General features: G+C 33.3%; 32 protein-coding genes and 4 other RNA genes. 10 read left to right on the top strand and 26 right to left on the bottom strand.

The window, feature by feature from the left end; all coding sequences use genetic code 11:
- Window positions 1-2: 2 nt before the first annotated feature.
- The 10 genes from NEH75_RS02135 to NEH75_RS02090 all read right to left on the bottom strand — a co-directional run bounded on the left by NEH75_RS02135 (window position 3) and on the right by NEH75_RS02090 (window position 3845).
- Complete coding sequence (locus NEH75_RS02135; RefSeq protein ID WP_262948457.1) at window positions 3-227, bottom strand: hypothetical protein; 225 nt, start codon at window positions 225-227, stop codon at window positions 3-5.
- On the bottom strand, window positions 227-496 hold the full coding sequence (locus NEH75_RS02130; RefSeq protein ID WP_262948456.1) for a hypothetical protein: 270 nt from the start codon (window positions 494-496) through the stop codon (window positions 227-229). Before NEH75_RS02130 ends, NEH75_RS02135 begins: the two co-directional genes overlap by 1 nt.
- Window positions 493-885 carry an AbrB/MazE/SpoVT family DNA-binding domain-containing protein gene (locus NEH75_RS02125; RefSeq protein WP_262948455.1) on the bottom strand — a complete coding sequence of 131 codons (393 nt, stop codon included), beginning with the start codon at window positions 883-885 and terminating at the stop codon, window positions 493-495. The genes NEH75_RS02130 and NEH75_RS02125 overlap by 4 nt, the downstream gene beginning before the upstream one ends.
- A 16-nt stretch (window positions 886-901) precedes the next feature.
- The gene (locus tag NEH75_RS02120) at window positions 902-1033 is read right to left on the bottom strand and encodes a hypothetical protein (RefSeq protein WP_262948454.1); all 132 of its coding nucleotides are present in this window, start codon (window positions 1031-1033) and stop codon (window positions 902-904) included.
- Window positions 1034-1215: 182 nt separating this feature from the next.
- A complete protein-coding gene (locus NEH75_RS02115) occupies window positions 1216-1629 on the bottom strand; it encodes a replicative helicase loader/inhibitor (RefSeq protein WP_262948453.1) in 414 nt (137 codons plus the stop codon).
- Window positions 1626-2492, bottom strand: coding sequence for a phage replisome organizer N-terminal domain-containing protein (locus NEH75_RS02110; RefSeq protein WP_262948452.1), 867 nt, complete (start codon window positions 2490-2492; stop codon window positions 1626-1628). Before NEH75_RS02110 ends, NEH75_RS02115 begins: the two co-directional genes overlap by 4 nt.
- Complete coding sequence (locus NEH75_RS02105) at window positions 2492-2806, bottom strand: hypothetical protein (protein WP_262948451.1); 315 nt, start codon at window positions 2804-2806, stop codon at window positions 2492-2494. The genes NEH75_RS02110 and NEH75_RS02105 overlap by 1 nt, the downstream gene beginning before the upstream one ends.
- A 10-nt stretch (window positions 2807-2816) precedes the next feature.
- Complete coding sequence (locus NEH75_RS02100; RefSeq protein WP_262948450.1) at window positions 2817-3062, bottom strand: hypothetical protein; 246 nt, start codon at window positions 3060-3062, stop codon at window positions 2817-2819.
- 298 nt (window positions 3063-3360) lie between these two features.
- Window positions 3361-3654 carry a hypothetical protein gene (locus NEH75_RS02095; protein ID WP_262948449.1) on the bottom strand — a complete coding sequence of 98 codons (294 nt, stop codon included), beginning with the start codon at window positions 3652-3654 and terminating at the stop codon, window positions 3361-3363.
- A gap of 2 nt (window positions 3655-3656) precedes the next feature.
- A complete protein-coding gene (locus NEH75_RS02090; RefSeq protein WP_262948448.1) occupies window positions 3657-3845 on the bottom strand; it encodes a helix-turn-helix domain-containing protein in 189 nt (62 codons plus the stop codon).
- Between the two features lie 68 nt (window positions 3846-3913).
- On the opposite strand from NEH75_RS02090, the gene NEH75_RS02085 reads away from it, so the two are divergent.
- Window positions 3914-4111: a hypothetical protein gene (locus NEH75_RS02085; RefSeq protein ID WP_262948446.1), complete on the top strand. Its 198-nt coding sequence runs from the start codon at window positions 3914-3916 to the stop codon at window positions 4109-4111.
- Here the strand turns inward: NEH75_RS02085 and NEH75_RS02080 are convergent.
- From NEH75_RS02080 to NEH75_RS02055, 6 genes are all read right to left on the bottom strand, one after another.
- Entirely contained in the window at window positions 4098-4319 is a 222-nt protein-coding gene (locus tag NEH75_RS02080; RefSeq protein WP_262948445.1) for a hypothetical protein, read from the bottom strand. The genes NEH75_RS02085 and NEH75_RS02080 overlap by 14 nt on opposite strands.
- On the bottom strand, window positions 4316-4585 hold the full coding sequence (locus NEH75_RS02075; protein WP_262948444.1) for a hypothetical protein: 270 nt from the start codon (window positions 4583-4585) through the stop codon (window positions 4316-4318). Before NEH75_RS02075 ends, NEH75_RS02080 begins: the two co-directional genes overlap by 4 nt.
- Before the next feature lie 63 nt (window positions 4586-4648).
- Window positions 4649-4870 (bottom strand): hypothetical protein, encoded by a 222-nt coding sequence (locus NEH75_RS02070; protein WP_262948443.1) that lies wholly within the window; start codon window positions 4868-4870, stop codon window positions 4649-4651.
- Window positions 4863-5024: a hypothetical protein gene (locus NEH75_RS02065; protein WP_262948442.1), complete on the bottom strand. Its 162-nt coding sequence runs from the start codon at window positions 5022-5024 to the stop codon at window positions 4863-4865. Before NEH75_RS02065 ends, NEH75_RS02070 begins: the two co-directional genes overlap by 8 nt.
- 15 nt (window positions 5025-5039) lie before the next feature.
- Window positions 5040-5852: a hypothetical protein gene (locus NEH75_RS02060; RefSeq protein WP_262948440.1), complete on the bottom strand. Its 813-nt coding sequence runs from the start codon at window positions 5850-5852 to the stop codon at window positions 5040-5042.
- 12 nt (window positions 5853-5864) lie between these two features.
- A complete protein-coding gene (locus tag NEH75_RS02055; protein WP_262948439.1) occupies window positions 5865-6680 on the bottom strand; it encodes an ORF6C domain-containing protein in 816 nt (271 codons plus the stop codon).
- A 155-nt stretch (window positions 6681-6835) separates the two neighbouring features.
- On the opposite strand from NEH75_RS02055, the gene NEH75_RS02050 reads away from it, so the two are divergent.
- A complete protein-coding gene (locus tag NEH75_RS02050) occupies window positions 6836-7213 on the top strand; it encodes a helix-turn-helix domain-containing protein (RefSeq protein WP_262948438.1) in 378 nt (125 codons plus the stop codon).
- 306 nt (window positions 7214-7519) lie between these two features.
- Window positions 7520-8905: a recombinase family protein gene (locus NEH75_RS02045; RefSeq protein WP_262948437.1), complete on the top strand. Its 1386-nt coding sequence runs from the start codon at window positions 7520-7522 to the stop codon at window positions 8903-8905.
- Here NEH75_RS02045 and NEH75_RS02040 read toward each other — a convergent pair.
- From NEH75_RS02040 to NEH75_RS01995, 10 genes are all read right to left on the bottom strand, one after another.
- On the bottom strand, window positions 8900-9091 hold the full coding sequence (locus NEH75_RS02040) for a single-stranded DNA-binding protein (protein WP_262948436.1): 192 nt from the start codon (window positions 9089-9091) through the stop codon (window positions 8900-8902). The two genes, NEH75_RS02045 and NEH75_RS02040, sit on opposite strands and share 6 nt — an antisense overlap.
- A 427-nt stretch (window positions 9092-9518) precedes the next feature.
- On the bottom strand, window positions 9519-10808 hold the full coding sequence (gene yfmH / locus NEH75_RS02035; protein WP_068758901.1) for an EF-P 5-aminopentanol modification-associated protein YfmH: 1290 nt from the start codon (window positions 10806-10808) through the stop codon (window positions 9519-9521).
- Window positions 10808-12082 carry an EF-P 5-aminopentanol modification-associated protein YfmF gene (gene yfmF, locus NEH75_RS02030; protein ID WP_055274767.1) on the bottom strand — a complete coding sequence of 425 codons (1275 nt, stop codon included), beginning with the start codon at window positions 12080-12082 and terminating at the stop codon, window positions 10808-10810. The genes yfmH and yfmF overlap by 1 nt, the downstream gene beginning before the upstream one ends.
- Before the next feature lie 97 nt (window positions 12083-12179).
- Window positions 12180-12896 carry a CAP domain-containing protein gene (locus tag NEH75_RS02025; RefSeq protein WP_147614362.1) on the bottom strand — a complete coding sequence of 239 codons (717 nt, stop codon included), beginning with the start codon at window positions 12894-12896 and terminating at the stop codon, window positions 12180-12182.
- A 165-nt stretch (window positions 12897-13061) separates the two neighbouring features.
- A complete protein-coding gene (deoD, locus tag NEH75_RS02020; RefSeq protein WP_055242000.1) occupies window positions 13062-13772 on the bottom strand; it encodes a purine-nucleoside phosphorylase in 711 nt (236 codons plus the stop codon).
- 28 nt (window positions 13773-13800) lie between these two features.
- Window positions 13801-14463: a deoxyribose-phosphate aldolase gene (gene deoC, locus NEH75_RS02015; protein ID WP_055241998.1), complete on the bottom strand. Its 663-nt coding sequence runs from the start codon at window positions 14461-14463 to the stop codon at window positions 13801-13803.
- A gap of 313 nt (window positions 14464-14776) precedes the next feature.
- A complete protein-coding gene (locus tag NEH75_RS02010; RefSeq protein ID WP_055274765.1) occupies window positions 14777-15853 on the bottom strand; it encodes an AI-2E family transporter in 1077 nt (358 codons plus the stop codon).
- 116 nt (window positions 15854-15969) lie between these two features.
- The gene (locus tag NEH75_RS02005) at window positions 15970-17028 is read right to left on the bottom strand and encodes an RnfABCDGE type electron transport complex subunit D (protein ID WP_055305463.1); all 1059 of its coding nucleotides are present in this window, start codon (window positions 17026-17028) and stop codon (window positions 15970-15972) included.
- A 114-nt stretch (window positions 17029-17142) separates the two neighbouring features.
- Window positions 17143-17658, bottom strand: a complete 516-nt coding sequence (gene msrA / locus NEH75_RS02000; RefSeq protein WP_055274764.1) for a peptide-methionine (S)-S-oxide reductase MsrA — start codon at window positions 17656-17658, stop codon at window positions 17143-17145.
- A 25-nt stretch (window positions 17659-17683) separates the two neighbouring features.
- Window positions 17684-18445 (bottom strand): ThiF family adenylyltransferase, encoded by a 762-nt coding sequence (locus NEH75_RS01995; RefSeq protein ID WP_055305462.1) that lies wholly within the window; start codon window positions 18443-18445, stop codon window positions 17684-17686.
- A 355-nt stretch (window positions 18446-18800) separates the two neighbouring features.
- Between NEH75_RS01995 and ssrS (NEH75_RS01990) the strand changes: the two genes are divergently transcribed.
- The 7 genes from ssrS (NEH75_RS01990) (at window position 18801) to NEH75_RS01960 (ending at window position 23403) form a co-directional block, all read left to right on the top strand.
- Window positions 18801-18983, top strand: a non-coding RNA gene (ssrS, locus tag NEH75_RS01990) — 6S RNA.
- 456 nt (window positions 18984-19439) lie between these two features.
- Window positions 19440-19628, top strand: a non-coding RNA gene (gene ssrS / locus NEH75_RS01985) — 6S RNA.
- 103 nt (window positions 19629-19731) lie between these two features.
- A non-coding RNA gene (ssrS, locus tag NEH75_RS01980) (6S RNA) lies at window positions 19732-19923 on the top strand.
- A gap of 378 nt (window positions 19924-20301) precedes the next feature.
- Window positions 20302-20491: non-coding RNA, 6S RNA (gene ssrS / locus NEH75_RS01975), on the top strand.
- 159 nt (window positions 20492-20650) lie between these two features.
- On the top strand, window positions 20651-21205 hold the full coding sequence (locus NEH75_RS01970) for a transposase family protein (RefSeq protein ID WP_070099790.1): 555 nt from the start codon (window positions 20651-20653) through the stop codon (window positions 21203-21205).
- Between the two features lie 27 nt (window positions 21206-21232).
- Window positions 21233-22027, top strand: a complete 795-nt coding sequence (locus NEH75_RS01965) for an ISL3 family transposase (protein ID WP_070099789.1) — start codon at window positions 21233-21235, stop codon at window positions 22025-22027.
- A 602-nt stretch (window positions 22028-22629) separates the two neighbouring features.
- Window positions 22630-23403: a hypothetical protein gene (locus tag NEH75_RS01960; protein ID WP_055274762.1), complete on the top strand. Its 774-nt coding sequence runs from the start codon at window positions 22630-22632 to the stop codon at window positions 23401-23403.
- The last annotated feature ends 126 nt before the right edge of the window (window positions 23404-23529 follow it).

The following is a 23529-nucleotide window of genomic DNA, read 5'->3' as shown; positions in this document are numbered from 1 at the left end:
CCCTATATATGAATAACCCAACCAACAGAAGTCGTGTTATAGGTCAATTCTCTTGTGCTAGCGATAGTGTGTACTGAGCAGTCTAATTCTTTAACTTCAACGTCACCAAATTTTTCGATTGCAACAGCGCACTCGATATACTCATACGCACCATCACACACGACTCCAATTGATTTAGAATTGTTTTTAATTAACTCAATAATTTGACTTAAAGTTGGTTTACTCATTATTTACTCCCCATAACTCGTCTTATTGTGACTTCGATGATTTCATCATCTTTTTTAAAATTAAATTCAACAATTGCATTTACACGCTTTACCACCATTAAGCTAAGGTCCATCATATCCTCTTTACTCAACTCCATAGCTGGTACTTGAAAGATGATAAACTCTAACCACGTTTGCTCTGCAAGTAAATCAGCACGTTGCTTAAATGCATCCATAATCGTTTTAAATGTAGCAAATGGTGTTCTAGACTTTGTTCCGTACTGAATCATTCCACTGCCTCCCAAAAATCACTCGACTTGATTTCATCAATGCAAGATTGACATACGCGAACACCTTTAACATATTTGATATCTTTACTGCTAGCACAGAATGTGCAGTAAGCATTGATTTTAGAAATTTTAACTCGGTCCTTTTCGAGTGTGATATTAACCTTAGTTCCATCACCGAAAGATAATACTCGTCTGTATTCGATTGGAATCACTACACGAGATAAAAAATCGACTCTACGCTTAATAAATCCTTCAACAAATTCTTTTGTTGCGTATAAATTTCCATCTTTCATGCCAATAAATAATTCATCGTCTGCTTCAATGCCTAGCATCCTTCTCATTTCTATTGGGATTAAAACACGACCTAATTCATCAATTTTACGTTCCATACTCATTTCCTCCTGATTATTTAAAAATCGTTACTTTAACTGTGCTTGAATCTATAATTTTGAACAACGTCTTACTTCCTGGATAACGAGATACTAACTTCCCTAAGTCAACGTGTTCGATTTGTGTTACAAAAGTGATCTTTTTCATCACTCTTCCTCCTGAAATAAATGTCTAATTTTTTATATTTTCAACGAATAAATTGCGTATTTTTTGCACATACTGTATACTGTGAATGAATTATCTCGCAAAAAATAATTCTTCTTTTGAGCATGAACTGTTGCCGCAGTTTGTGCTCTTTTTTGTGCATACAGCATTTGTATCACCACCTCTCAATTGAGTTTTAATTGGTCCTGTTGTCCTAATTGCATACGTCTATACCTGCGCATATCTTCTTTAAGCCACTCTGGTTCAGTACCTCGTTGTAGCCACTGATTAGCTTTCTCATAGTTTCGATATGCTTGGTTGTCATCTACTCCTTGATGAAAGTAACCTTGTTGATACATGAGCTTTAGCGTGTCATTTAGGATAATCATCTTCGACTCTTCACAATGCTTAAGCAACTCTGTAACTGTTGGAGCGAATTTAGAATTTCTTACGAATGACTTAACAGCTGCTATAAAAACTTCGGCTTTAATATCTTCAAAGAATGAGTACCAAACTTCCATTGTCATTTGATCCACTTCAAATTTTGGATAAGCAACCGTAAGAAGTGTCATACCTTTTGTAAATTCAACTTGTGTCATAATACATCACTCAAATCAATCTGACCTGTAGACGCTAAATTTCTTAGTGTCTTTTTGTTTTGTGGCATTTGCTGATTAAGGTACTTATCGAAATTACTTTCTCTAAACAGTGTCGTTGGAGTTAGATGTTGTCTCATTTGTTCGTTATGCAGCCATTCAGCACATTTCACATCTATGACATATTTAAACTGTTCAGCTGTAGCCCCTTGTTTAATACATGCACTAATATATTTTCGATATTCTTTAGTTGTAGTCCTAAAGTTTTTATTGGTTTTCAGATTTAGATAACGAATAACTTCATCAATAAGGTGTTCAGTTGAAGAAACAGGAGCGCTCTGCGCGACATTATTCTTTTTCTCTTTCTCTGAATCTAACTCTATCTCTAACTCTTTATCTATATCTATCTCTTTCTCTATCTCTTGGTTGGACACGTTGGACTCAGTTTGGACACTAGTTGGACAATGTCCAATTTTAGGCGCTTCTTGTTGCGGTAATTTATTTTTCTGACGTTCTTCACGCTTCTTTTGGGCCCAGTATGTCTCAGCACCTAGCATTTTGCTAACTTCATTCATATAAATCGTCTTATCATCAAGAATCTCAACCATTCCAAGCTCTTTAAATAGCTTCATAGCATTAACGACAGTGTCTACATTAGTGTTAGTAATGGTCGCTAACATCTGTTCATTGTATGGGATTGTCTCATTAAACCTTAACCCACCTTCATGATCTACACTTTCAACTAATAACTTCAAATAGAACAACACATAATCCTTCCCATTCGGCATATTCTCGATGATTTGAATATCATGACGCTTGAAGAAATCTTTCTTAAGCTTTAACCAGTAATATTTTTTGTTGCTCATTAAATCACCCCACGGCTTTCATAACGACCGAATTCTTTTAGATCGCTACGTTCTTTCCAATTATCCAAGCGAACCACAAGATGCGCTTTTAGAGTAGGCTCATCCACTGTAATATACAACATTCCATCTTCATCTTGAGTAATTTTCTCAATATGTTGAATGCTGATATATATCTGTTCTAACTCATCCTCCCCTAATGGCTCTAATATCCCAAACTGTGATAGAGGTACCCAATGAACTCGGCTGTCACCCTCCATCCACCTTTCAACAAAGGTTTTAATATCATAGTCTAAGCGACTAATTAATCTCTCCATACAGCACCTCCTAGTAATTTCTCAGCACAACCTCATAAGGTGCCATCTCTCGCCCGCCAAAATTTTGATGATAAATATTCTTGTAATACCACTCCACCGCAAATCGTTGTAAGTCTCCAATACTTTGAATATTTAACCTCACCACCTCTTTTAAAGTCCCATGAGGACAGATTTGAACGGTATTCGATTCTTTGATAAATAAGATCCCAAATATAATGACTTTATTCATTGTTGTATGGATATCTAAAACTCCCATCTTAACCCCTCCGTTATTCATTGTTTTTTCTTCGTATAAGGAACTTGAAATCAAAATTCGATAAAATATACTACTTCAACCTCAAATACTCTTAAAACGTCGATTTTTAACCTCTATTAAAAATTAGAAGATTTGCTAATTCTTTAATATAAGCTGATATTTTTTAATATCCTAGCGTTGCACATATCCAAAAAATAATTCCTAGCGTTCCAGCTACCAAAAACAGAAAGAATATCCCTAATAATCAATCAGTTAAATCCGTTACCTTTCCTCCTAAATAATTTTAAAAATTTAATTGTTATTTACTTCTCTTTAACCATTCTATGTAATGTTTAGCGAGACACGTTAGACACAAATCTTTAGCTCCAAAAATATAAGTATCACTATCTCTCGCTACTTTTCCACAGCACTCACAAGTTGTATATTCAATTGAATGGGAGCTATAACTTGGAATCCAATCACGGATTACCTCAAACTCTTTTTCGCAGCATTCACACTCGATATCTATTTCGTTACTTCCATCGAACTCATATCCATCTAAATCATGATCATAACCACAATAAGGGCATTCCACGACATCGTAAACACTCATTGTTATTCCTCCTCAATTAGTTCCTCCATTGGAACGTTTAAATATTTTGCAATCTTAAATAACTTTTTTGAACCCATATCAACCTTTCCAGTTGCATACATACAAATCATTTGATATGACATTCCTACCTCTTTTGCTAATTGTCGTTGCGTAACTCCTTTTTCTTTCAAAATCTTTTTGAACTTCGACATATCCCGACACCTCTTTTCGATAATTTTTGATAAAATTCAAGTATCTTAGAATAGAAAGGAGGAATAAAATGATTTCGAACGAACAAAGAGCTCATGATCTGGCAATCGCAACTCTTCAACAGTTATTAAAAACACCATCTAGTATCTATATCGACGGTTGTTCAGTTGACGAAAACGGAAATGTAAGTGTCGATATGTTCAAAATGTACATAAATCTATACAACCATCTTCTTGAATCAATGAATAAAGAATTTATCGTTGAGTAATCACTTCGGCAATTTGCTTACCATCAATCTGCATAGTTACCTTTACTAACTCTCCTTGATTTCGCACATCTTGGGGAGTTTTTTCATTACTTAATTTAAATAAAATCTCTCCCAAGTCTTCGTTGATGATTGAAATACCTTCTTTACTGATTACCGTAGTTGTGATACCTTCGCTTGTGATTGTTACTGTTGATTTATTTTTGTTCATTTCATTTCCTCCTTAAATTCATCTACTCTATCCAAATAATAATTAACCGCCAAACGCTCTAATTCCGGCAAACTCTCAATCTCGCACTGGAACTCATCAAATAGACATTTCCCATCGAATTTTGAGAACAGACTTGGAATTAACACTTTCACCCATTTCGTTTGCTTCGAATAGACAAACTCAATCTTACGATTAATCACTACCTCCATTGTTTCTTGTGAATGCATCATGATGTTCATCGATGGTTTAACTCCTAATGTTTGCATAACTTCCCTCCTTAAATTCCGTAGACTTCGAAGAATAAATCTCGTGGGATACGACCGTTGCGATTAGACCGCCACACCGGCACCAATATCTCCCACCATATCTTCGCGAACAGTTACCACACACTGCTCTTTAGGCAATCCTTCTTTAACTTGCTTAATCGCTTCGTATTTAGTAATCCCAAACTCCTTCACTAACTCATTTGCGGTTGCTAAGACATACACTTCATAAGCAAAACTGTGCATGGTTCCGCTAGTTACTGGAACGTATTTCTTTTCTTTAGGCATTATCCCCCGCTCCTTTAACCATTAATTCACTCGCCATAGAATATCCAATGATAATCCCTGATAGCTGATCTTGTTGATTTTGCGGAATAATATCCATAGCAACTAATAACTTTGATACAATGTTTGATTTCTCTTCTAATGTCATTGCATTCATTCAAATTCCTCCTTATTAAGCTTTAGAATTTACTGCAGTGTTTAAGATGATAATCTTTCCGTCACGTTCGTATTTTGTGTTTATATCTTCCTCAAACGTCATAACCATTCCGTACTCCGTTTGTTTCTGGACTACTTTTTTATCATTCGCTTTTGCGTGATCTTCCATGAATTCTGTCATAAAACATCTTCCTGTTTCCTGCTTGTAATCGTGCATTCTTCGTATCGTTTCATTCATACACGCTTCAAACACAGGCATTTCCCAAATCTCACAATCAACCCAATCACGTTCACGTTGTTTATTCCACTGGTATTCTGTATGGTGCATAACTAATTCCATGAATGGGATTGTTTCAGTCGGTGAAGTTTTCTCACGCTCTAAGCAAGACTTAATGATTTCTTGAGCTTTTTTTACACCCCCACCAAGTAGCTGTATCTTTTGATGGGTACTTAAGTAACTATCGCCCAAATCAACTAAAACAAACATATCACTCTCAAGATTCTTAATCTCACCTCTTAAGCTATCTGCGAAATTTTCTAACTCTCCTAACCGCTTGTAATGATAAGATATTTCTTGATTTAATACTGATAAACCTTTACCGTCGACCACCTTATTGCGAGTATTCATAAGTTGCTCTTTCTCAATCTCTAATATGCTAATATTATCCTTTGTGTTTTTTATCTGCTGGACAACTTGAGGAAGTACCTTGTAACGCGATTTTAATGATAATTTCTTCTTAACAAACAACTGGCGATACCTTTGAGATTGAATCAGTTGATTTTTTTCGTACCCTTTAGAATACGAAATAGCTAATCGAATGTTAGTCATTTCTACCCCTCCTTAAATCTCTAAACTCATTTGATTATTTGCATACTCAATGTCATTTAATAAGTGCATTGGCAGAGAATAATTATGAATGACACTGAATACTGCGCTATAATCTTTACACTTGATATCAGCGCAACTTTTAACTCCAAATTCTCTATGAATTTGACTATAGATATCGATATAAACTCGTGAACGTAGCGAACTATCTTGATAAGCTAAATTCTTCTTACCACCTAACAACTTAGTACCTAACGATTTAACTCGGTTGCTAATTTCTTTACATTGTGCTTGAGCGATGTACTGTTCCTCTTTGAAGTTTTGGAACTCTTGTTTAAACTCGACGATATCTTGTTTCTGCTCCTCCACTCTTTGACTAAGCACTGTCTGCCCTTGCTCTAATTTAATTAACATTTGTAACTCCGGCGACAGATTAGCATATGGATTATGCAATGTTTTTTCGCATTGAATGAAGTATTTACGAACTTGCTTACTTAGCTGTCGTGTTTCTTCATTCGTTCGAGGTGCAACTCCAACAACCATACAAATTTCTTTAGCAATGTCTATTGTTAAAATGTAATCGTGTGTTGTTTGCCCTGTTTTCGAAAGCTCGTTTTTAAAGACGACCTTTGTGAAATCCCCATTTTCAATGGCATCCACATTTTCAAGTTGCTTTTTCACCCAGTGGGTAAAATCCCCTTGAACTTTTAACACCTCATGCAATTCACGACCACTTACTAATTGTTGTCCTTGTTCATTCATTGTTACTTTAATTAATTCTGTATTTTCATAACCTTTTGAGTGAAAAGGTTTAATATTGATATTACTCATTTCTCTTCCTCCTTTTGCTAATTCCGACAAGTTCGTTAACTTGTAAACAAATAATAACACCTAAAAAGTTACAAGTCAACAAGTTTTAATATTTTTTTCGACTTTTATGTTTACAAGTTAACGAATTAGCTATAATATTAATGTGAGGTGATTGTATGTCGATTAATGAAAATATAAAGAAACTTAGAGAAGATTACTTGGATATGAGTCGCGAGACTTTCGCTCAAGAAATCAATTTAAAAAGAACTGCTATATATCTTATAGAAACAGGTCAGCGAAATCCGTCAGATCGAACTATTAACGACATCTGCGAAAAATTCAACATAAACAAAGAATGGTTATTAACCGGAGAAGGTGAAATGTATAAACCCGAACCACAAATAGATGAACTAGAATATCTAATGGGTAAATTTTCTATTAATGCTAATGAGGATGAAACGAGAACTAAAATCATCAAAGCTTTATTAAAGTTAGATGATAATGGTTGGCGAGTTATCGAGGGATTGGTTGATGAAATCCTTAAAGATATGTAATAAAAAAAAGACCAAGAATTAATCTCGGTCTTTTTCGATTACTCCAGTGAGGTAAGATAGAATCTTTTTTAGAATTAATGGATTATCTATTTTTTCGATAATTTCTAATATCTTCTTTCTATGCTCTTCCATATGAACCCCCTAAAAATACTATATATTGTTATTGTTATCTCTTTTATCCAAATTTATACACTAATCGATAATATTATAACTTAAACTTCAAAATTCGACAATAAAAACCAAACAAATGTTTGAAAAAGGTGAATAATTCTACAATTGAATTATTCAATAGTTAGAGGTGATTAAATGAAAGTAGGATTATACGCTCGTGTATCGACAGATGAACAAGCAAAAGAAGGATATAGTATCGGAGCTCAGTGTAAAAAACTTCAGCAATATGCTGAGTTAAACGACTGGGATGGAATTTTATATGTTGATGATGGATATAGTGCTAAAGATTTAAATCGACCACAAGCAATGCAGTTATTTAAAGATATTGAAGAGAAAAAAATCGACACTGTTGTTATCTATAAACTAGACCGTTTAACTCGTAACGTGAAAAACTTGTATGAATTAATGGATTTATTCGATAAGAATGATTGCAAATTAATTTCTCTCACTGAATCTTTAGACACTTCTAGTGCTAGTGGGCGATTCTTTATCACTATGTTAGGTGCTATGGCACAATGGGAACGTGAGACAATTGGAGAACGTACTTTTGTTGGTATGAAAGAGGCGATTAAAGCTGGAAAAGTAAACGGAAGAACCCCCTTCGGTTATAGAAAGGTCGATGGGGAATTCGTTATTCACGAACAAGAAGCAGAAATGGTCAGAATCATATTCGATAAATATAACTCTGGTGTCGGTACCGATACCATTATAAAGGACTTTCAAAAAGATGGTTTAATACCTATCGAAAAACCTTGGGATCATACTAAAATTATCAGAATAATAGAGAATAGAGCATACATTGGAGAGTTTGTCGTAACCTTCAGAGATGGCGAAGTCAATATCAATAAAGATGTGTTCCCATCTATCGTGTCTAATAAAGTGTTTCAAAGCACCAATGAGTTACTACAACGCAAAAAAAGACTCCATGTAAGAGCCAAAGGTAATGCGCGATTATTTTCAGGTGTTCTAACTTGTTCAAACTGCGGTGGCGATATTTTCGGTGAGAACCCAAATGGATTAAGATATAAGTGTAAAAACAAATTTAAATTAGATGGTTGCAGTTGTGGGACTTTCAAGGAAGAAGAATTAGAAAAAGAGTTCATTGCGTATGTAACCGACATTTTGAATTCGATTAACAATGAATCTAGCGGTAATTCTAAAAATAAAATAGCAACCACAAGTAGAGTTAAATTAGCAAAAGAATTAGATAGAATTAAAAACATCAAACTGAAAAACCATACCGCATTCGAAAATGATCTAATATCTTTAGATGACTACAAAAAAAGAATTCAAGAGTTAAATGAGCAAGAGCTGGAAATCACTACATTAATGGGAAAAGTAACTGATATTCCTAAAATATTCGATTTTAAAGATAAGGATTTTCTCTCTCTTTGGAACTCGTTAGATAGAGTCGATAAAAGGAGTATTGTTCTTAAATACGTCACTAAAATCACCATGTATAAAGAGCCTAAAGGGAAAACCCTTGGTAAATTAACGATTGATGATATAGTTTTTTCATGATGTTATACAGTCAATATCCTCCCATAACGTAATATTGATGAAGTCAGTGTCATATTCACCACTGGCTGCATTTTTAAAGGAACGCGTTACGGCCAGTGTAACAGTCGAAACTTTTTTCCCTTCTTGAGTTTGAATCAATTCAGGTTGGCGTACAACACGCCCAACTAACACAACATTATTTAACATATCAATAATCTCCTTTAACTTCTTTATTTGTGCGCACTTATCTATATATACGCTCATCTTTTATAACTTCCTTTTATATTTTTTCTTTTTTCAAAAGAAAACGTGTTCATGTAAGTTTTCATAACTGAACACAGAAAGGACACATTATTTTGTCGAATTTTGATATAATTTCAAATGTATTCATGAACACCCCCCCCGTTCATGCAATACATTCCTTTCATTATTGTTTTTCATTCCATTTTTAATTTTTTACATCCCCTCATCAAACAAACGTATTGGGTTATGAACTTAGCAAACTTTTTTCGCTAAGTACCAATGCAACCTTATACTATTCCCCTCTCGGAGAACTGGTGCCCCCCACCAGTTCTCCTTTTTTATTTTCTTCATTATAGCTATAAAGAAAAGCTCCCCAAAAGGGAGCTTTTCTTTATGCTTGTTTAGGTAAAAGTTTAAAGATACTCATACGATCTTCAACAAAGTAATCTTTTGCTAATTGTTGTAAATCTTCAATTCTTAATTCATCTAAAATATCTAGAATTGAGAATAATTGAACTCCATTAAATGCATACTGAGTAAATTGGTTTGCAATAAATTCAACCGAGTTTAATGCTGATAAGAAACGTCCAACCTTTTTATTCTTAATACGTGTGAATTCAGTTTCATCAAATGTCATCGTTGGAATTGTTAATAATTTTTCTTTAATACTGTGTGCTAACTCATCAGGATAACGTGTATCTCCACCAACAATTGAGAAGCCAAATGATAATTCACAATTTGTTTCATATGAGAACGTATCATTAATATAGCCTTTATCTAACATCTCTTCATAGTACGTTGATGAGCTACCAAATATTAAATCAAAAATAATGTCTAAGGCCACTTCCTTTTTAAGCAAATCTTTACCATCTTGATCCGCACTTGCATCTTTAACTCCAACAAAAACTTTTGCTGTTCCAACTTCCATTTCTAACGTACTTTCCGGACGAACAGCTTGAGGCTCTTCTTTTGGATATTCACGTGGAATTGGCTCTTCTTTTTTATAATCTTTTTTCGCTTGATTTTCACGGACTAATGCCATCATCTCTTCAACATCGAAATCTCCAATCACAAATAATAACATATTTGATGGATGATAAAACGTATTATAACATTCGTATAATAATTCTGCTGTAATCGGTTGAATCGATTCGACTGTTCCAGCAATATCAATTTTTACTGGATGTTCTTTAAATAGATTTCCAATAATTTCGTAGTAAGCACGGAAATCTGGATTATCATCATACATCTTAATTTCCTGCGCAATAATCCCTTTTTCTTTTTCCACGGTTTGTTCTGTGAAATAAGGAGATTGTACGAAATCAATTAATGTTGTTAAGTTTTCTTTTAAGTCACTCGTACAAGAGAATAAATAGCATGTTCTTGTAAACGATGTGAAAGCATTAGATGAGGCACTATGTGCAGAGAATTTTTCAAACACATCATAATCTTCTTTTTCAAACATTTTGTGCTCTAAAAAGTGCGCAATCCCATCGGGAACTAATTTCATCTCACTTTGCCCAATTGGAACAAAATGATTATCAATTGATCCATACTTTGTTGTAAAGGTTGCAAATGACTTATTGAAACCTCGTTTAGGTAACATATATACTTCTAAACCATTCTCTAATTGTTCATAATATAACTTTTCTTGTAGTTGAGGGAATTCTTTAAACTCCATTACTCAGTCACCTCTTTCCCTGTTAAGAAGAAGATTGTATCTTCTTTAATCTTTTTAGCAACTGAAACAATTTGTTCAGCTGTCACTGAATTCACTTGGTTTACCCATTCTTCTACTGTTAATGGAGTTGGTAATAATTTATTTAAAGCTTCATGCGCCATCATTCCTGAAGCTTGATCCATTGATTCTAATTTTGAATTAATTAATGACTTCTTAGCTAAATCAATTTCTTTATCTGTAAAATTACCTGCCACCATATCTTTTAGTTGCTCATCAATAATTTTAAGGGCTTTTTCATAGTTTTGAGACTCAATTCCAGAGTAAACATACATCACACCTTTATAGTTATCTAAGCGAGATGCGCAGTAATAACATAATGATGCTTTTTCACGAACATTCATAAAGAGTTTAGAGTGTGCGTATCCTCCGAACATACCATTGAATACAAGTAATGGTAAATAATCTTCATCACCAATACGGGTATGGGTACGATATCCGATGTTTAATTTCCCTTGTGAAATATCTTGTTCTTCTTTAACGACCTTCACTTCTTCGATTTCTTTATCTTGATGATCAACGACTTGTAAATTTACTGAACGGTGCGCAAAATCGAAGTGATTTTTAAAGATTTCATAAACTTTATCATGATCAATATCTCCGACCACTGTAATATTCACTTGATTTTCATTTAACATCTGTTCATATGTTTCCATTAATGTTTGACCATTAATTTGTTCTAAATCATCCACATAACCAATTGAATTAATACTGAAAGTTTCACCTTCACACATATTTTCAACAAGCTTTTGTAAGGCGTATGATACTTTATCATCATAAATCGATTCAATGTATTCTTTTAATAAACGCTTTTCTATTTCAACCACTTGTTCTTTGAAACCACCATCAATCACTAATGGTTTTAAAATCACGTCTTTTAAAAGCTCAACCCCTTCTTCAAGCAACGGTTCACGATTTCCTAAGAACTTTTCATTCGCTAATGAAAGATAGAACTTAATATTATGGGTTTGCCCACGTTTTTCAACTGTTGTCGATAAAGAGGCTCCATATAAAGATTCTAAATACGTGTTAATTTCTTTTTTAGACGGATATTTTTCTGTTGCTGAACGTAAAACATAAGGAAGTAAAGAACGTTTCGTTACTGTTTCACGATTAATTTCAGATTGAAATGAAACTGAAATTAAATTTGTCTTAAATTTATCCGTTTTAATTGTTGTTAAGGAATAACCTAAATCATCAAATTGACGAACTTCCATAAAGTCACCACCTATTTTCTATTTACTATCTTTTTTTGTGCACCTTCATTATAGGTTATTTTAAGGATTAAATCAAAAAAATTCCATATTTTTTCGTTTAATCCGTTAAATGTTGGGTGACATAATATGTTCGTACACCCTCTTGTTCAATTCCATAAACCCCAATACCCATTTTTGTAAACTGTTCATTCGTCATATTAGCATAATGAGTTGGTGATTGCTTCCAAGCTTCAAAAATTTCTGGGGCAACTAGTAATGGACTTTGAGATTTGAAAATATTTTCACCACTTATCTGACAGGATATTTGATAGGTTTCTACCAGACTGGCGAATGTTAAATGTCCTTCATGACTAAAGTAATTATACTTAGCCATATCCTCCGATTTTAAACGCGCAGTTGTTGTTAATGACTCAGACTGTTCAACTGCCTCAAGCCCAAGTTGAAGGCGTAAATCATTGACTAGCTCAATCACCTCTTGTTCAATTGTAGTATCATAAAATCCTATCACATCATCTGTTGCTTCATTTTTATCAGGTATAGGTGGCTTTTCAGGAGTCGTTTCTTCAACTATTTTATGATCAGTCTCTTGATTTTGATCACTTGGCTTTTCAGGCTTTAAAAAAGTTCCATCCATTATGTGATTTGAAGATGACTGATTTTCATTGGAATGATTGATGATGATTGGTTTTTTGGCTTCAAATGTAAAAATTACTTTATCTAATAAAGCTAACGTTGTTGATGACGTATTAGTCTGACATGCCCCTAGTAAAAGGACACAAATCATAAAATAAATTCTTATGACCTTTTTAAACAAACTCCTTCACATCCTTTTTAATCCACCATTACTTTATTTAATATCAGTTAGAACTATAATTTTATACACATTTTAACGATACATTCATGCGAAATCATCAATCCTTGCTACTTATTGAAGATAAAAAAAGAACAGCCAAAACTGGTTGTTCTTTTGAAAGAAAAATTATGCTAATTCTAATGCAATCTCCATCATTTGAGTAAATGTATTTTGACGCTCTTCTGCAGATGTTACTTCATGTGTTACTAATGAATCTGAAACCGTTAAGATACATAAGGCATTAACTCCAGCGTAAGCTGCATTCATGTATAAAGCAGCAGCTTCCATTTCAATTCCCATAACTCCCATTGCAGACCATTTTTTCCATGAATCCTTTTGAGCATCATAGAATGTATCTGAAGATAAAATGTTACCTACTTTAACTTCAATTCCTTTTTCATTCGCAACATTCACTGCTTTATTTAATAGATCCCAAGAAGCAATTGGTGCGTATGTTCCTGGTAATTCATATTGTGCAGCGTAATTTGAGTTTGTACAAGCACCCATTCCAATAATAACGTCACGGATTTTAACATCTTCGCGAATTGATCCACAAGATCCAATACGAATTAAGTTTTTCACTCCGTAGAAGTGGATTAATTCATAAGAATAAATTCCGATTGAGGGAATCCCCATTCCTGAACCCATAACAGAGATTTTTTTCCCTTTATATGTTCCAGTATATCCGAACATATTACGTACTGTATTAAATTGAACAACATCTTCTAAAAATGTGTCCGCGATAAATTTCGCACGTAATGGATCTCCTGGTAATAAAACTGTTTCTGCGATAACACCTTGTTCAGAACATCCAATGTGTGGTGTTGGAATTGCCATAAACTTCACTCCTCTAATTAATGATATTTTAGTATGCTGTTGTGTTTTCTTTTCCTTGTACTAAAGCAACTCCGCCTGAAGTTCCGATACGGTTAGCTCCAGCTTCAAGCATCGCTTTCATATCTTCAGATGTACGAACTCCACCTGATGCTTTAACACCTACTGTTTCACCAACAGTTTGACGCATTAAGCGAACATCTTCAACTGTTGCTCCACCTGTAGAGAATCCTGTTGATGTTTTAACAAAGTGAGCTCCAGCTTTAACAGACATTTCACAAGCTTTGACTTTTTCTTCATCTGTTAACAAGCAAGTTTCAATGATTACTTTAACTAATGTTCCATTAGCAGCATCAACAACTGCTTTAATATCTTCATATACTAATTCCCAATTACCATCTTTAGCAGCACCTACATTGATAACCATATCAATTTCAGTTGCACCGGCTTCAATTGCACATTTTGTTTCAAATGCTTTAACTTCTTTCATTGTTGCTCCTAAAGGGAATCCGATTACTGTACAAACTTTTACATCTGTTCCTTGTAATTCATCTGCACATAAAGAAACCCAAGTTGGATTAACACAAACTGAAGCGAAATCATGTTCTTTGGCTTCTTGACATAATGTTAAGATTTGTGCTTTTGTCGTTTCTGGTTTTAAAACTGTATGATCGATATACTTACTTGCTTTCATATGGAGCCTCCTAATGACTATAAAATACCGCTATATAAGTCTTTATTATTATAGCTGAAGTCTTAAAGGTTATAGCGAAAAACAAAAAAATAGCCTTTTCATTTTTAGTTAATCCTTTTAACTCAACATAAAAATTTAAACAATTATTGGGACTATATAACAACTCGTTATTAATTCTACCAAAAACCTATTTATTTTAAAACATTTTTTCAAGAGATAATTGTACTTTTTGAAAGTTTTATGTCGTTTTTTACGTATCACTTACTTATAAAAAATAACCCTTACATCCTTCATTATCCTCTCTTTTATTTTATTAACTTTTTAAATTATGAATATATCGAGTAACCGTACGAATCACTAAAAAGACTGGAATCGCAAAAAATACTCCCTTTAGACCAAAAAAACTTCCTGAAAGCATCATTAAAATCATAATAAACAAAGGATGAATATCTAAATTACGTCCAATAATAAATGGCTGTAGAAAATTTCCTTCAACTGCTTGTAAAATAGCAAGAATAATAATGACAAGAATAACCTTATTCCAGGAAATAGAGAGCGCAAAAATAATCACAGGAATGGCACCAATAAAGGGTCCAATAAAAGGAATAAAATCAGTTAAACCAATTAAAAATCCGAAAAGTAAAGCATAATCAATTCCAGCAAACATTAATAAAATGGTCGCAATTAATGAGACACAAACCATAATAAGTGCTAGCCCACGAATATAAGAACCTAACGAATCATCTAATAAGCTAGACAAAGAAGCAACATGTGATCGATATCGTTTCGGAACTAACTTTAATAACCCATTCAAAATTTTTTCATAATCTTTCAAAAAATAAAACAACGCAATTGGAACAATAACAATAAACATTAATGACCCGACAATTGAAAAAATTAAGTTAAAAGTAAAACCAGTCACTTCACGAATATGCTCTGTTAACGTACTGACCCACGTATTATATTCACTAAAAAATATCTCACTTAAATTTAAACCCATTCGTTCATCAAAGATTAGTAATTGATTTTGAATAGCTGTTAAATAAATGGGTAAATTTAAAATCAAATCATGAATTTCTCTAATAATGGTTGGTAAAAACCACGAAATAATTCCATATAAACTTCCAAATACAACGACATAAAATAAAAACACCGAAATTACTCGGGGTAAACGAATTCGATCAATCCACAAAATAAGCGGATGAATAATATAAGCCAGTAAAAATGCAACAAAAAATGGAAATAAACTTCCCCAAATTTCACTCCAAATCCTTCCCCAAACGGGTGATGTTTGAATAAATAAAAATAAGATCACTAAACTGACTAAACAGGCAATGGCATAAAGCAAATAACGAATCATCCGACTATGTTTATTAAAAAATTCATCCATCTCTAACACCTCATTATCTCAACTAATTGCTACTATTGTCTTTATATTATAAGTGTGTAGAATATGATTATGCTTATTTTAGATATAAAAAAAGTCCTAACAAAGATTAGGACCCACTATGCAATTAAAAGTTGTTTTCGATAAATAACTTTTTTGATAAAATCAACCCCCAATGTGACAAGTTGCACCAGCATAACCACTAAATATGGCGCAAAGATAAAATGAATAAAGTAACTTAATAAGGCTGAGAAAATGCCACAAATAATAATATAAGCATATTTAAACATTAAATGTCTATCTAAAACAACAATATCTGGTAAAATAAAAATTCCTGTTATTAACACCGAACCATTTAATAAGAACAAAATCGTTAACCAATTCGGTTGTTGAAAAATAACACCTAGCAAAATACTTACTAATCCGTAAACACCTAAATAAAGAAACGATACTTTATAATCAATGACTTGACGCTTCACTAAAAATAAGGCACTTAGTAATAAAGGAATAATGAGTGTAAAGCATAGACTGCCCTCAAAGATTCCAAAGATTACTGTTTGTAACGAGTAATATTCTGAAATAAAACCATCGAAGGACAATGGATGAAGCGCATTTGTTACTACCATATAGGGGGCTGATAGCATCGGGGGAAGTTCAGTTAATCCTAAATTATAATTAGTCATTTTAATTCCAAGTACTCCAATAAAATAACCAATTAATGCAGGATGAAGATGATAAAACGTGTGACCCTTTTTTGTATTTTGTGAAAAAATAGTCATGACCATAATTGCCATACAAAAAACAGAAATAGGGGCATCTAATGAAAACATCAAAATTAATAACGTGCTAAATAAAAATGTTGGACGCTTCAAAGGAAAAAATATTCCTTCTTTCACTGTGTGTGGATTCGTCCCAACAATAAATGAAACTAATAGATCAATCAAGTAAGCGTAGCCTAAAATCAATCCTAATTTGATAACATGAACCTTGAAAATTTCAAATGCTATGCTTTGTCCTAAATGACCAATCGTTGAATAATATCCAAATTCAACGAATAATCCCAACTGAATTAAGACAAACGTCACTAATAAAAAATGTTTGACTTGACGTTCTCCATAAATTCGTCTAGCATGATACTCCTTTGCCTTTTGTTTAATCACTTCTTTAATTCGCTTCATTTTCGAATGGACTCACTCCCTCTTTTGAAATAATTCTATTCTAACATGAGAACTTGATTTTTTGTTAAATGAAATAACTTTAATTTAAAAAGATTAGCTCATAGCTAATCTTTTTTATTTTGATCGATACTCTTCTTTTAAATCTTCTTCTGGAATTCGATATAAATTGACATGACAATAACCTGTTGGATTTTTAGTTAAATAATCTTGATGATATTCCTCTGCATCATAAAAAGCTGTCTGCTTTTTAACTTCAACAACAATTTCATCTTCATACTTCAATTGTTCTTGATTAATAAATAATCGAATCACTTCTGCGTCTGCCTCATCTTCATAATATACACCCGTCCGATACTGTGTTCCTATATCTCCACCTTGTTTATTTAAAGAGGTCGGGTCGATGATGCAAAATAAATGTTCTAAAATTCGTTCTAATGAAATGATCGTTTCATCATAAAAAATCTCACAAGCCTCAACATGATGCGTTTTTCCTGTGCAAACTTCTTTATAGGTTGGATCTGCCGTTAGACCATCCGTATACCCAACTTTTGTTTTAATAATCCCTTTGATACGTTTAAAGTATGCTTCAACTCCCCAGAAGCATCCTCCAGCTAAAACAATTTGTTTCATATTTTCTCACATTCCTTCATACTTATTAGTGCTCTTTACGACGAATTGGAATTGACTTCGTTAATTCACGAACCACATAACTTGCTGCAATTAATCCGGCCACACTTGGAACAAAAGCATTTGAAGCGGGTGGTAGTTGCTGTTTACGAACTTCACTATCTTCTTTTCCAACAACCTTTAACGTATCTTCTCGTCCAATGATTGGACTTTCTGTTGAATAGATAACTGGAACTTTTCCACTCACTTTTTCTTTCTTCAGCTTTGTACGAATTACCTTCGCTACTGGATCATAAGACGTTTGGTGAATGTCTGCAATCTCAAATTTTGTAGGATCTAGTTTATTGGCTGCCCCCATTGATGAAATAAATTTAATTTTACGACGTAGACATTGTTTAATTAAATGAATTTTAAATGTAATCGTATCTGAAGCATCAACAACAAAATCAATCTGATGTTCGAATAATCTTGGAGCAGTTTCTTCATTATAGAACATATGCATTTGAATAACATTACAATTTGGATTAATCTCTGCAATACGCTCTGCCATAACTTCTACCTTAGAACGACCAACTGTTTTTAATGTCGCATGAATTTGACGATTAACATTCGTAATATCAACGACATCTTTATCAATTAAAATTAATGTTCCAACGCCCGTACGTGCTAATGCTTCAGCAGCGAATGACCCAACACCTCCAATACCTAAAATAGCAACTGTACTATTCTTTAAGATTTCTGTTCCTTCTGGTCCATAGACTAATTCATTTCTAGAAAATTGATGTAACATATCTTTGAAGCTCCTTACTCTTTCTATTTAAAAGTTATAAACTGATTATACCTTTATTATGTCCAAAATGCTATGAAGAGCGTCTAAAATGAATAGAACTTTTTAATTTTTTTATTGTAATAACGATTAAAATTACACAATCTGCTCATACTAGTACTGTCAAGAAGAGAAGTAAATTTGCAGTGAGTATTTGTTGCCGATATGATACCTATACGTCGGATTAAGGTATGCAACATCAAGTCACTGTACGTCTGATAATTATATATGTGAGATAATCTATTATTATTGCTCTTCTTGAACACGTATATTCTGAATTTCCTATTTAGCGATTGTAACGAATATACACTCTCTCTTAGTTTCCCTAGATTGTGCGTAAGGTGATTAGTTGTTGAATCCGAACATTTCTGATAAGGGAATCTGGTGTTCTAATACGGTGTTGAATGCCCAACATTGTTGGGACTCCTAATGTATTAGACAGGATACCCACCTGCTACCAAGCGGGTTTTTATCCTAACACCTACGGCAATTTGGGCAATTAAGAAGAACACGGGTCCGTACCCGTGTTTTTTTATTTTCTAAACTAATTTAAAATCTAAATATATAAGTTCAGATAAGTTTTTTACATGGTAAAAACTTTTACACTCCTAGCAAAGGAAGAATAGATTTCTTTCAGAAATCGACAGGGAACTCTCAACCTACTTCGGTTCGAAATGGCATAGGAAACCAGTATTAAATTTTATTACCAACTAACACTGATGTAGAGTTGTAAAATACATTTCTGTTTCTATGTACAACCACTCCTATCAATCTGTTAGATTCATATTAACTTCCAGATATCACCTGATTGCTTTTAATTCATTCTCGTGTTAAGATAGCTTTCCTGCCTCTGATAGAGAGGATTACTTTCTTTATCAATAAGGATTCGGTTTTCCAAGCATTCCCTTGTTGATTTCAATTCTCTTTCATGTTAAGATAGCTTTCCCCATGAAAAAGGTTATTCCTGAATGGTACGTAAAGTGACTAACTTTTTAAATCCGAACATTTCTAATAAGGGAATCTGATTCTCACATTCAGTGTTGAATGCCTAGCTTTTTCTACCTAGGACTCCTAAAGAATTTGATAAGATACCCACCTGCTACTTAGCGGGTTTATACTCTAGCACTTACGGCCATTTGGGTATCATTCATAACCTGCCCATTAACTAAGACTTTCCAGAACCAATCATATTGATTTTGTTGGCACGACATGTTAGGATATGTATCCGGTCATGAGTGACCCGAATCCAAAACATCCTGGACTGTACGTAAAGTGATTAGTTCTTTAAATCCGAACATTTCTAATAAGGGAATCTGATTCTCAAATTCGGTGTTGAATGCCTAGCTTTTTTTTCACCTAGGACTCCTAAAGAATTTGATAAGATACCCACCTGCTAATTTAGCGGGTTTACATCCTAACACTTACGGCAATTTGGGTCATTATATTCATTTAGATTACCTATAGATTAGATATGATGAAGCCACCAATTAAAAATGAATTTCGCTTAATGATCATACAATTTAGAGAAGTTTTTAAAATATTAAATTAATAGTTGATTAATATTCATGAACATGATAAAATTAAAATCCAAATTGATTGAACTTTATTATTTTTTATGAATAAACACACACACATTTTAAACTAGTTTATCTAATATAACCATTCATCATGTCCCCTAAACATGATAAAAAATGGCCCTAGATAATCTAACAATCTGCAATCAGATTGTCGATCAATTTGGTGCCATGATAAATCAATGAATCATGAGATTTATTATTTCAGGTTATTGTCTTTTTACCAAGAACATGATAAAATCTAATCAAAATCTGAGATATGCGTAAGGTGATTAGTTCTTTAAATCCGAACACTTTTGATAAGGGAATCCGATTCTCTAATACCGTGTTGAATGCCTAGCTTTTTCCACCTAGGACTCCTAACGTATTAGATACGATGCCCACCTGCTAATTTAGCGGGTTTATATCCTAACACCTACGGTATTTTGGAGAAACACAAGCATTTGCTTGTGTTTTTTTTAACTTAAAAGGTTCTATAATATTTGGTGTTGCTGAGTAAGCAGCACTTTTTTCATGGCATCAAAAAAAAGAGACCTCAAGTCTCAATCCTGTTACAATGTTATCGGCTAAAACAATATTGAAAGGATAAGATTTGATGTCTCACTCATATTTTACTAGAAAACTTTTAAATATTAAAGATAAAAACATTACATTTCCGGACGATTATCTTGAAGAAGTGAAATTAAACGGAATTACTAGCTTTATTTTTAAAGGAATCCTCTCGTATCAACCGACTCATTGTCAAAAATGCGGAACTCTATTTGATTCAAAATTTAAGAAACATGGATTTAAAACCTCTCGAATTGTCATTCCAAAAGTCTCACTCCATGATACCTATTTAGAGTTAAAAAAACAGCGTTATTATTGTGGCCATTGCCAATCTACCTTTACACTAAACACTTCAATCGTTGAAAAGAACTGTTATATTTCTTATCACACGAAACATGCCATTGCGTTAGACGCTCAAAATAAGATTTCAGAATGCGATATTGCCCGTCGTCATCAGGTCTCTCATTCAACTGTCAATCGGATCATCCATAGCTTTTATGAGGCTCAAACTTTGAACTTTAATTACCTTCCTGAAAATCTTTGTTTTGATGAGTTTAAGTCCGTTAAGTCTGCCGAGGGTCACCTAGCATGCGAAGCATAAATCCTCCACTGCTAGGGAATGGGTCACATGTCTTTTATCTTTTGCGATGCAGATACCAAACAAATCATTGATATCATTGAAGATCGTCGTTTAAGCTCACTCCCAACCTATTTTCAGCGGTATACCAAAGAAGCACGGGCTCGAGTGAAACATATTGTCATCGATATGTATGCTCCTTACATGAGCTTGATTAAGGAGCTTTTTCCCCATGCCAAAATGATCATTGATAAATTCCATCTAGTTCAACATCTTTCTCGTGCACTCAATAAAACTCGTATTCGAATCATGAAAAAATTTAAGAAACACAGTCGTAAATTCAAACGTTATTGGCGATTATTTTTAAAGTCTCACACGCTACTTAACACCACTAATTATCGAACAGTTTACTGTTTTAAACAACCCATGCGTGAAATAGATATCCTCAACTTCCTACTTGATTTATCACCTGAATTAAAAGCAACTTATGATCTTTATCAAGATTTACTTTTCGCTATTCAAACCAAAAACATCAATCGCTTGAATCACTTACTTGAAACAGAACATCCGCTTATTTCTCCTGAACTTCAAACAGCTTTTCAAACCTTTAAAACGTATCAAGCTTATATCAAAAACACATTAACGACTCCCTATACAAATGGTCCAATCGAAGGAATTAATAATAAAATTAAAGTCATTAAGCGTATTGCCTTTGGATATCGTAATTTCTATCATTGGGTCACCTGCCATGCGAAGCATGTTTCCTCCACTAGTAGGGTAATTAAATCACGTATTCTTATGATTCAAAATTTAACTAAACCTAAAAGAAAAATCCTAGCAGCATAGCCGCTAGGATTTCAATTTAGTCTTTCACTGTAATAGGTCACCATTTAATCAGCAACACTATTTGACAAAGTTCCACTTAAAAAAGCTATACGATAGAACGTCAACAGTTTCAGTTTTGGGGTTGAAAAAATCAAATTACATTAATTTTTGCAAAGAAAAAAGCAGCCATTTTTACAATGGTTGCTTTTATTGTATTATCAATGTTTTTAGACATTTTAAATCAAATAAAATGTTATTTTTTACACCTGTTTTTACATAGCTAAAAATTGTGGTAATAAATTTATGACCGCTATTTTCATGTGTGTAAAACTTAATGTAAAAGCTTTTGTAAATTAAGCTGTAAAACTGATTGTAATTCTTAATATAAAAATGATGATTTCAGAGAGCTCCCCTTTGTTAAGAAATCTCTCCCTGTCTTGTTTTTGTCATTTATTTTTGACAGTTACTATTTTACTATATAACCCTATATTTGTAAATAATTGGTTATAATAGTCTTTTAAAGAGAGAAGCAAAGCCTTAATTAAGCCATAATTTTAATAAATGATATTTAATCCATTTTATAGTATAATATAACAAAGCCAATAATTAAGGGGGGATAGTTAATGAAGAAAACATCTTTTTTTCTGGGAGTCTTCATTTGCTTCATTACATTAGGGTGTTCGAAACAAGGAGCAATGGACCTTCAATCTTTAGAGGATGCGTATTTTGAAGTAGCACAAAACACAGTGGACGAGCCATTAAGCGTTGTTGAGTTAACGGAAATGTTATCAAATTATGCTCCTAAGGAAATGGTAGATGGTAATCAAAAAATCTACACATTTGCTACTGATAACGAAGAGTTAATGGTTTCAGAACCGAAAGACCAAGAGGGGATAACAGACATTTTATATACAAAGCATCATGACTCAAATTCATTATCAGTGGCGTGCCATATCTCTTCTAACGGAGCAGATACATCAGCATCGTCTCTCGTGTTAAATACCGTTGATATGGATTTATTCAAAGTATTTGCTGCTAAACTCAATCAAGAACCATCTAATCTGTTTGATGATTATCTAAGTATGAGCGAGAAAATGTTAGGAGATAAACCAGTGACCCTAACTGAAATACAGAAATCTATTAACTTAGAACCAAACCTTCAAGAAAGAGGTACAGATGTAAAATACTATTCATTTGAAGATACAGATTTAGGTGATGTGTTAGGCTTTTATGTCACTTCTACTTCTGAAACGATTAATCAATTGTTTTATAAAAGTAATGCCACAGGCGTGCTCTATAATACAACGATGGCAAATAATGCTGTCATGTTTAGTCTTTCAACAGAGGAAGCTACGCTTTCTAATCAAAAAGAGGTTATGTCTTTATTTGATAAATAATTAAACATCCATTCTTTAAAGCAACCTATTGGTTGCTTTTTAAATTCATCTTGTTAGGGATATAAACTCTCTTTATGGGAGACATGAACTGTTGGCGATAAAAGGGTAAATCGAGTAGGAGATAAT

The sequence above is a fragment of the Turicibacter sp. T129 genome (assembly GCF_025594975.1).
Classification (GTDB): Bacteria; Bacillota_I; Bacilli_A; order MOL361; family Turicibacteraceae; genus Turicibacter; species Turicibacter bilis.
This window is presented reverse-complemented; position numbering and strand designations above follow the sequence as displayed.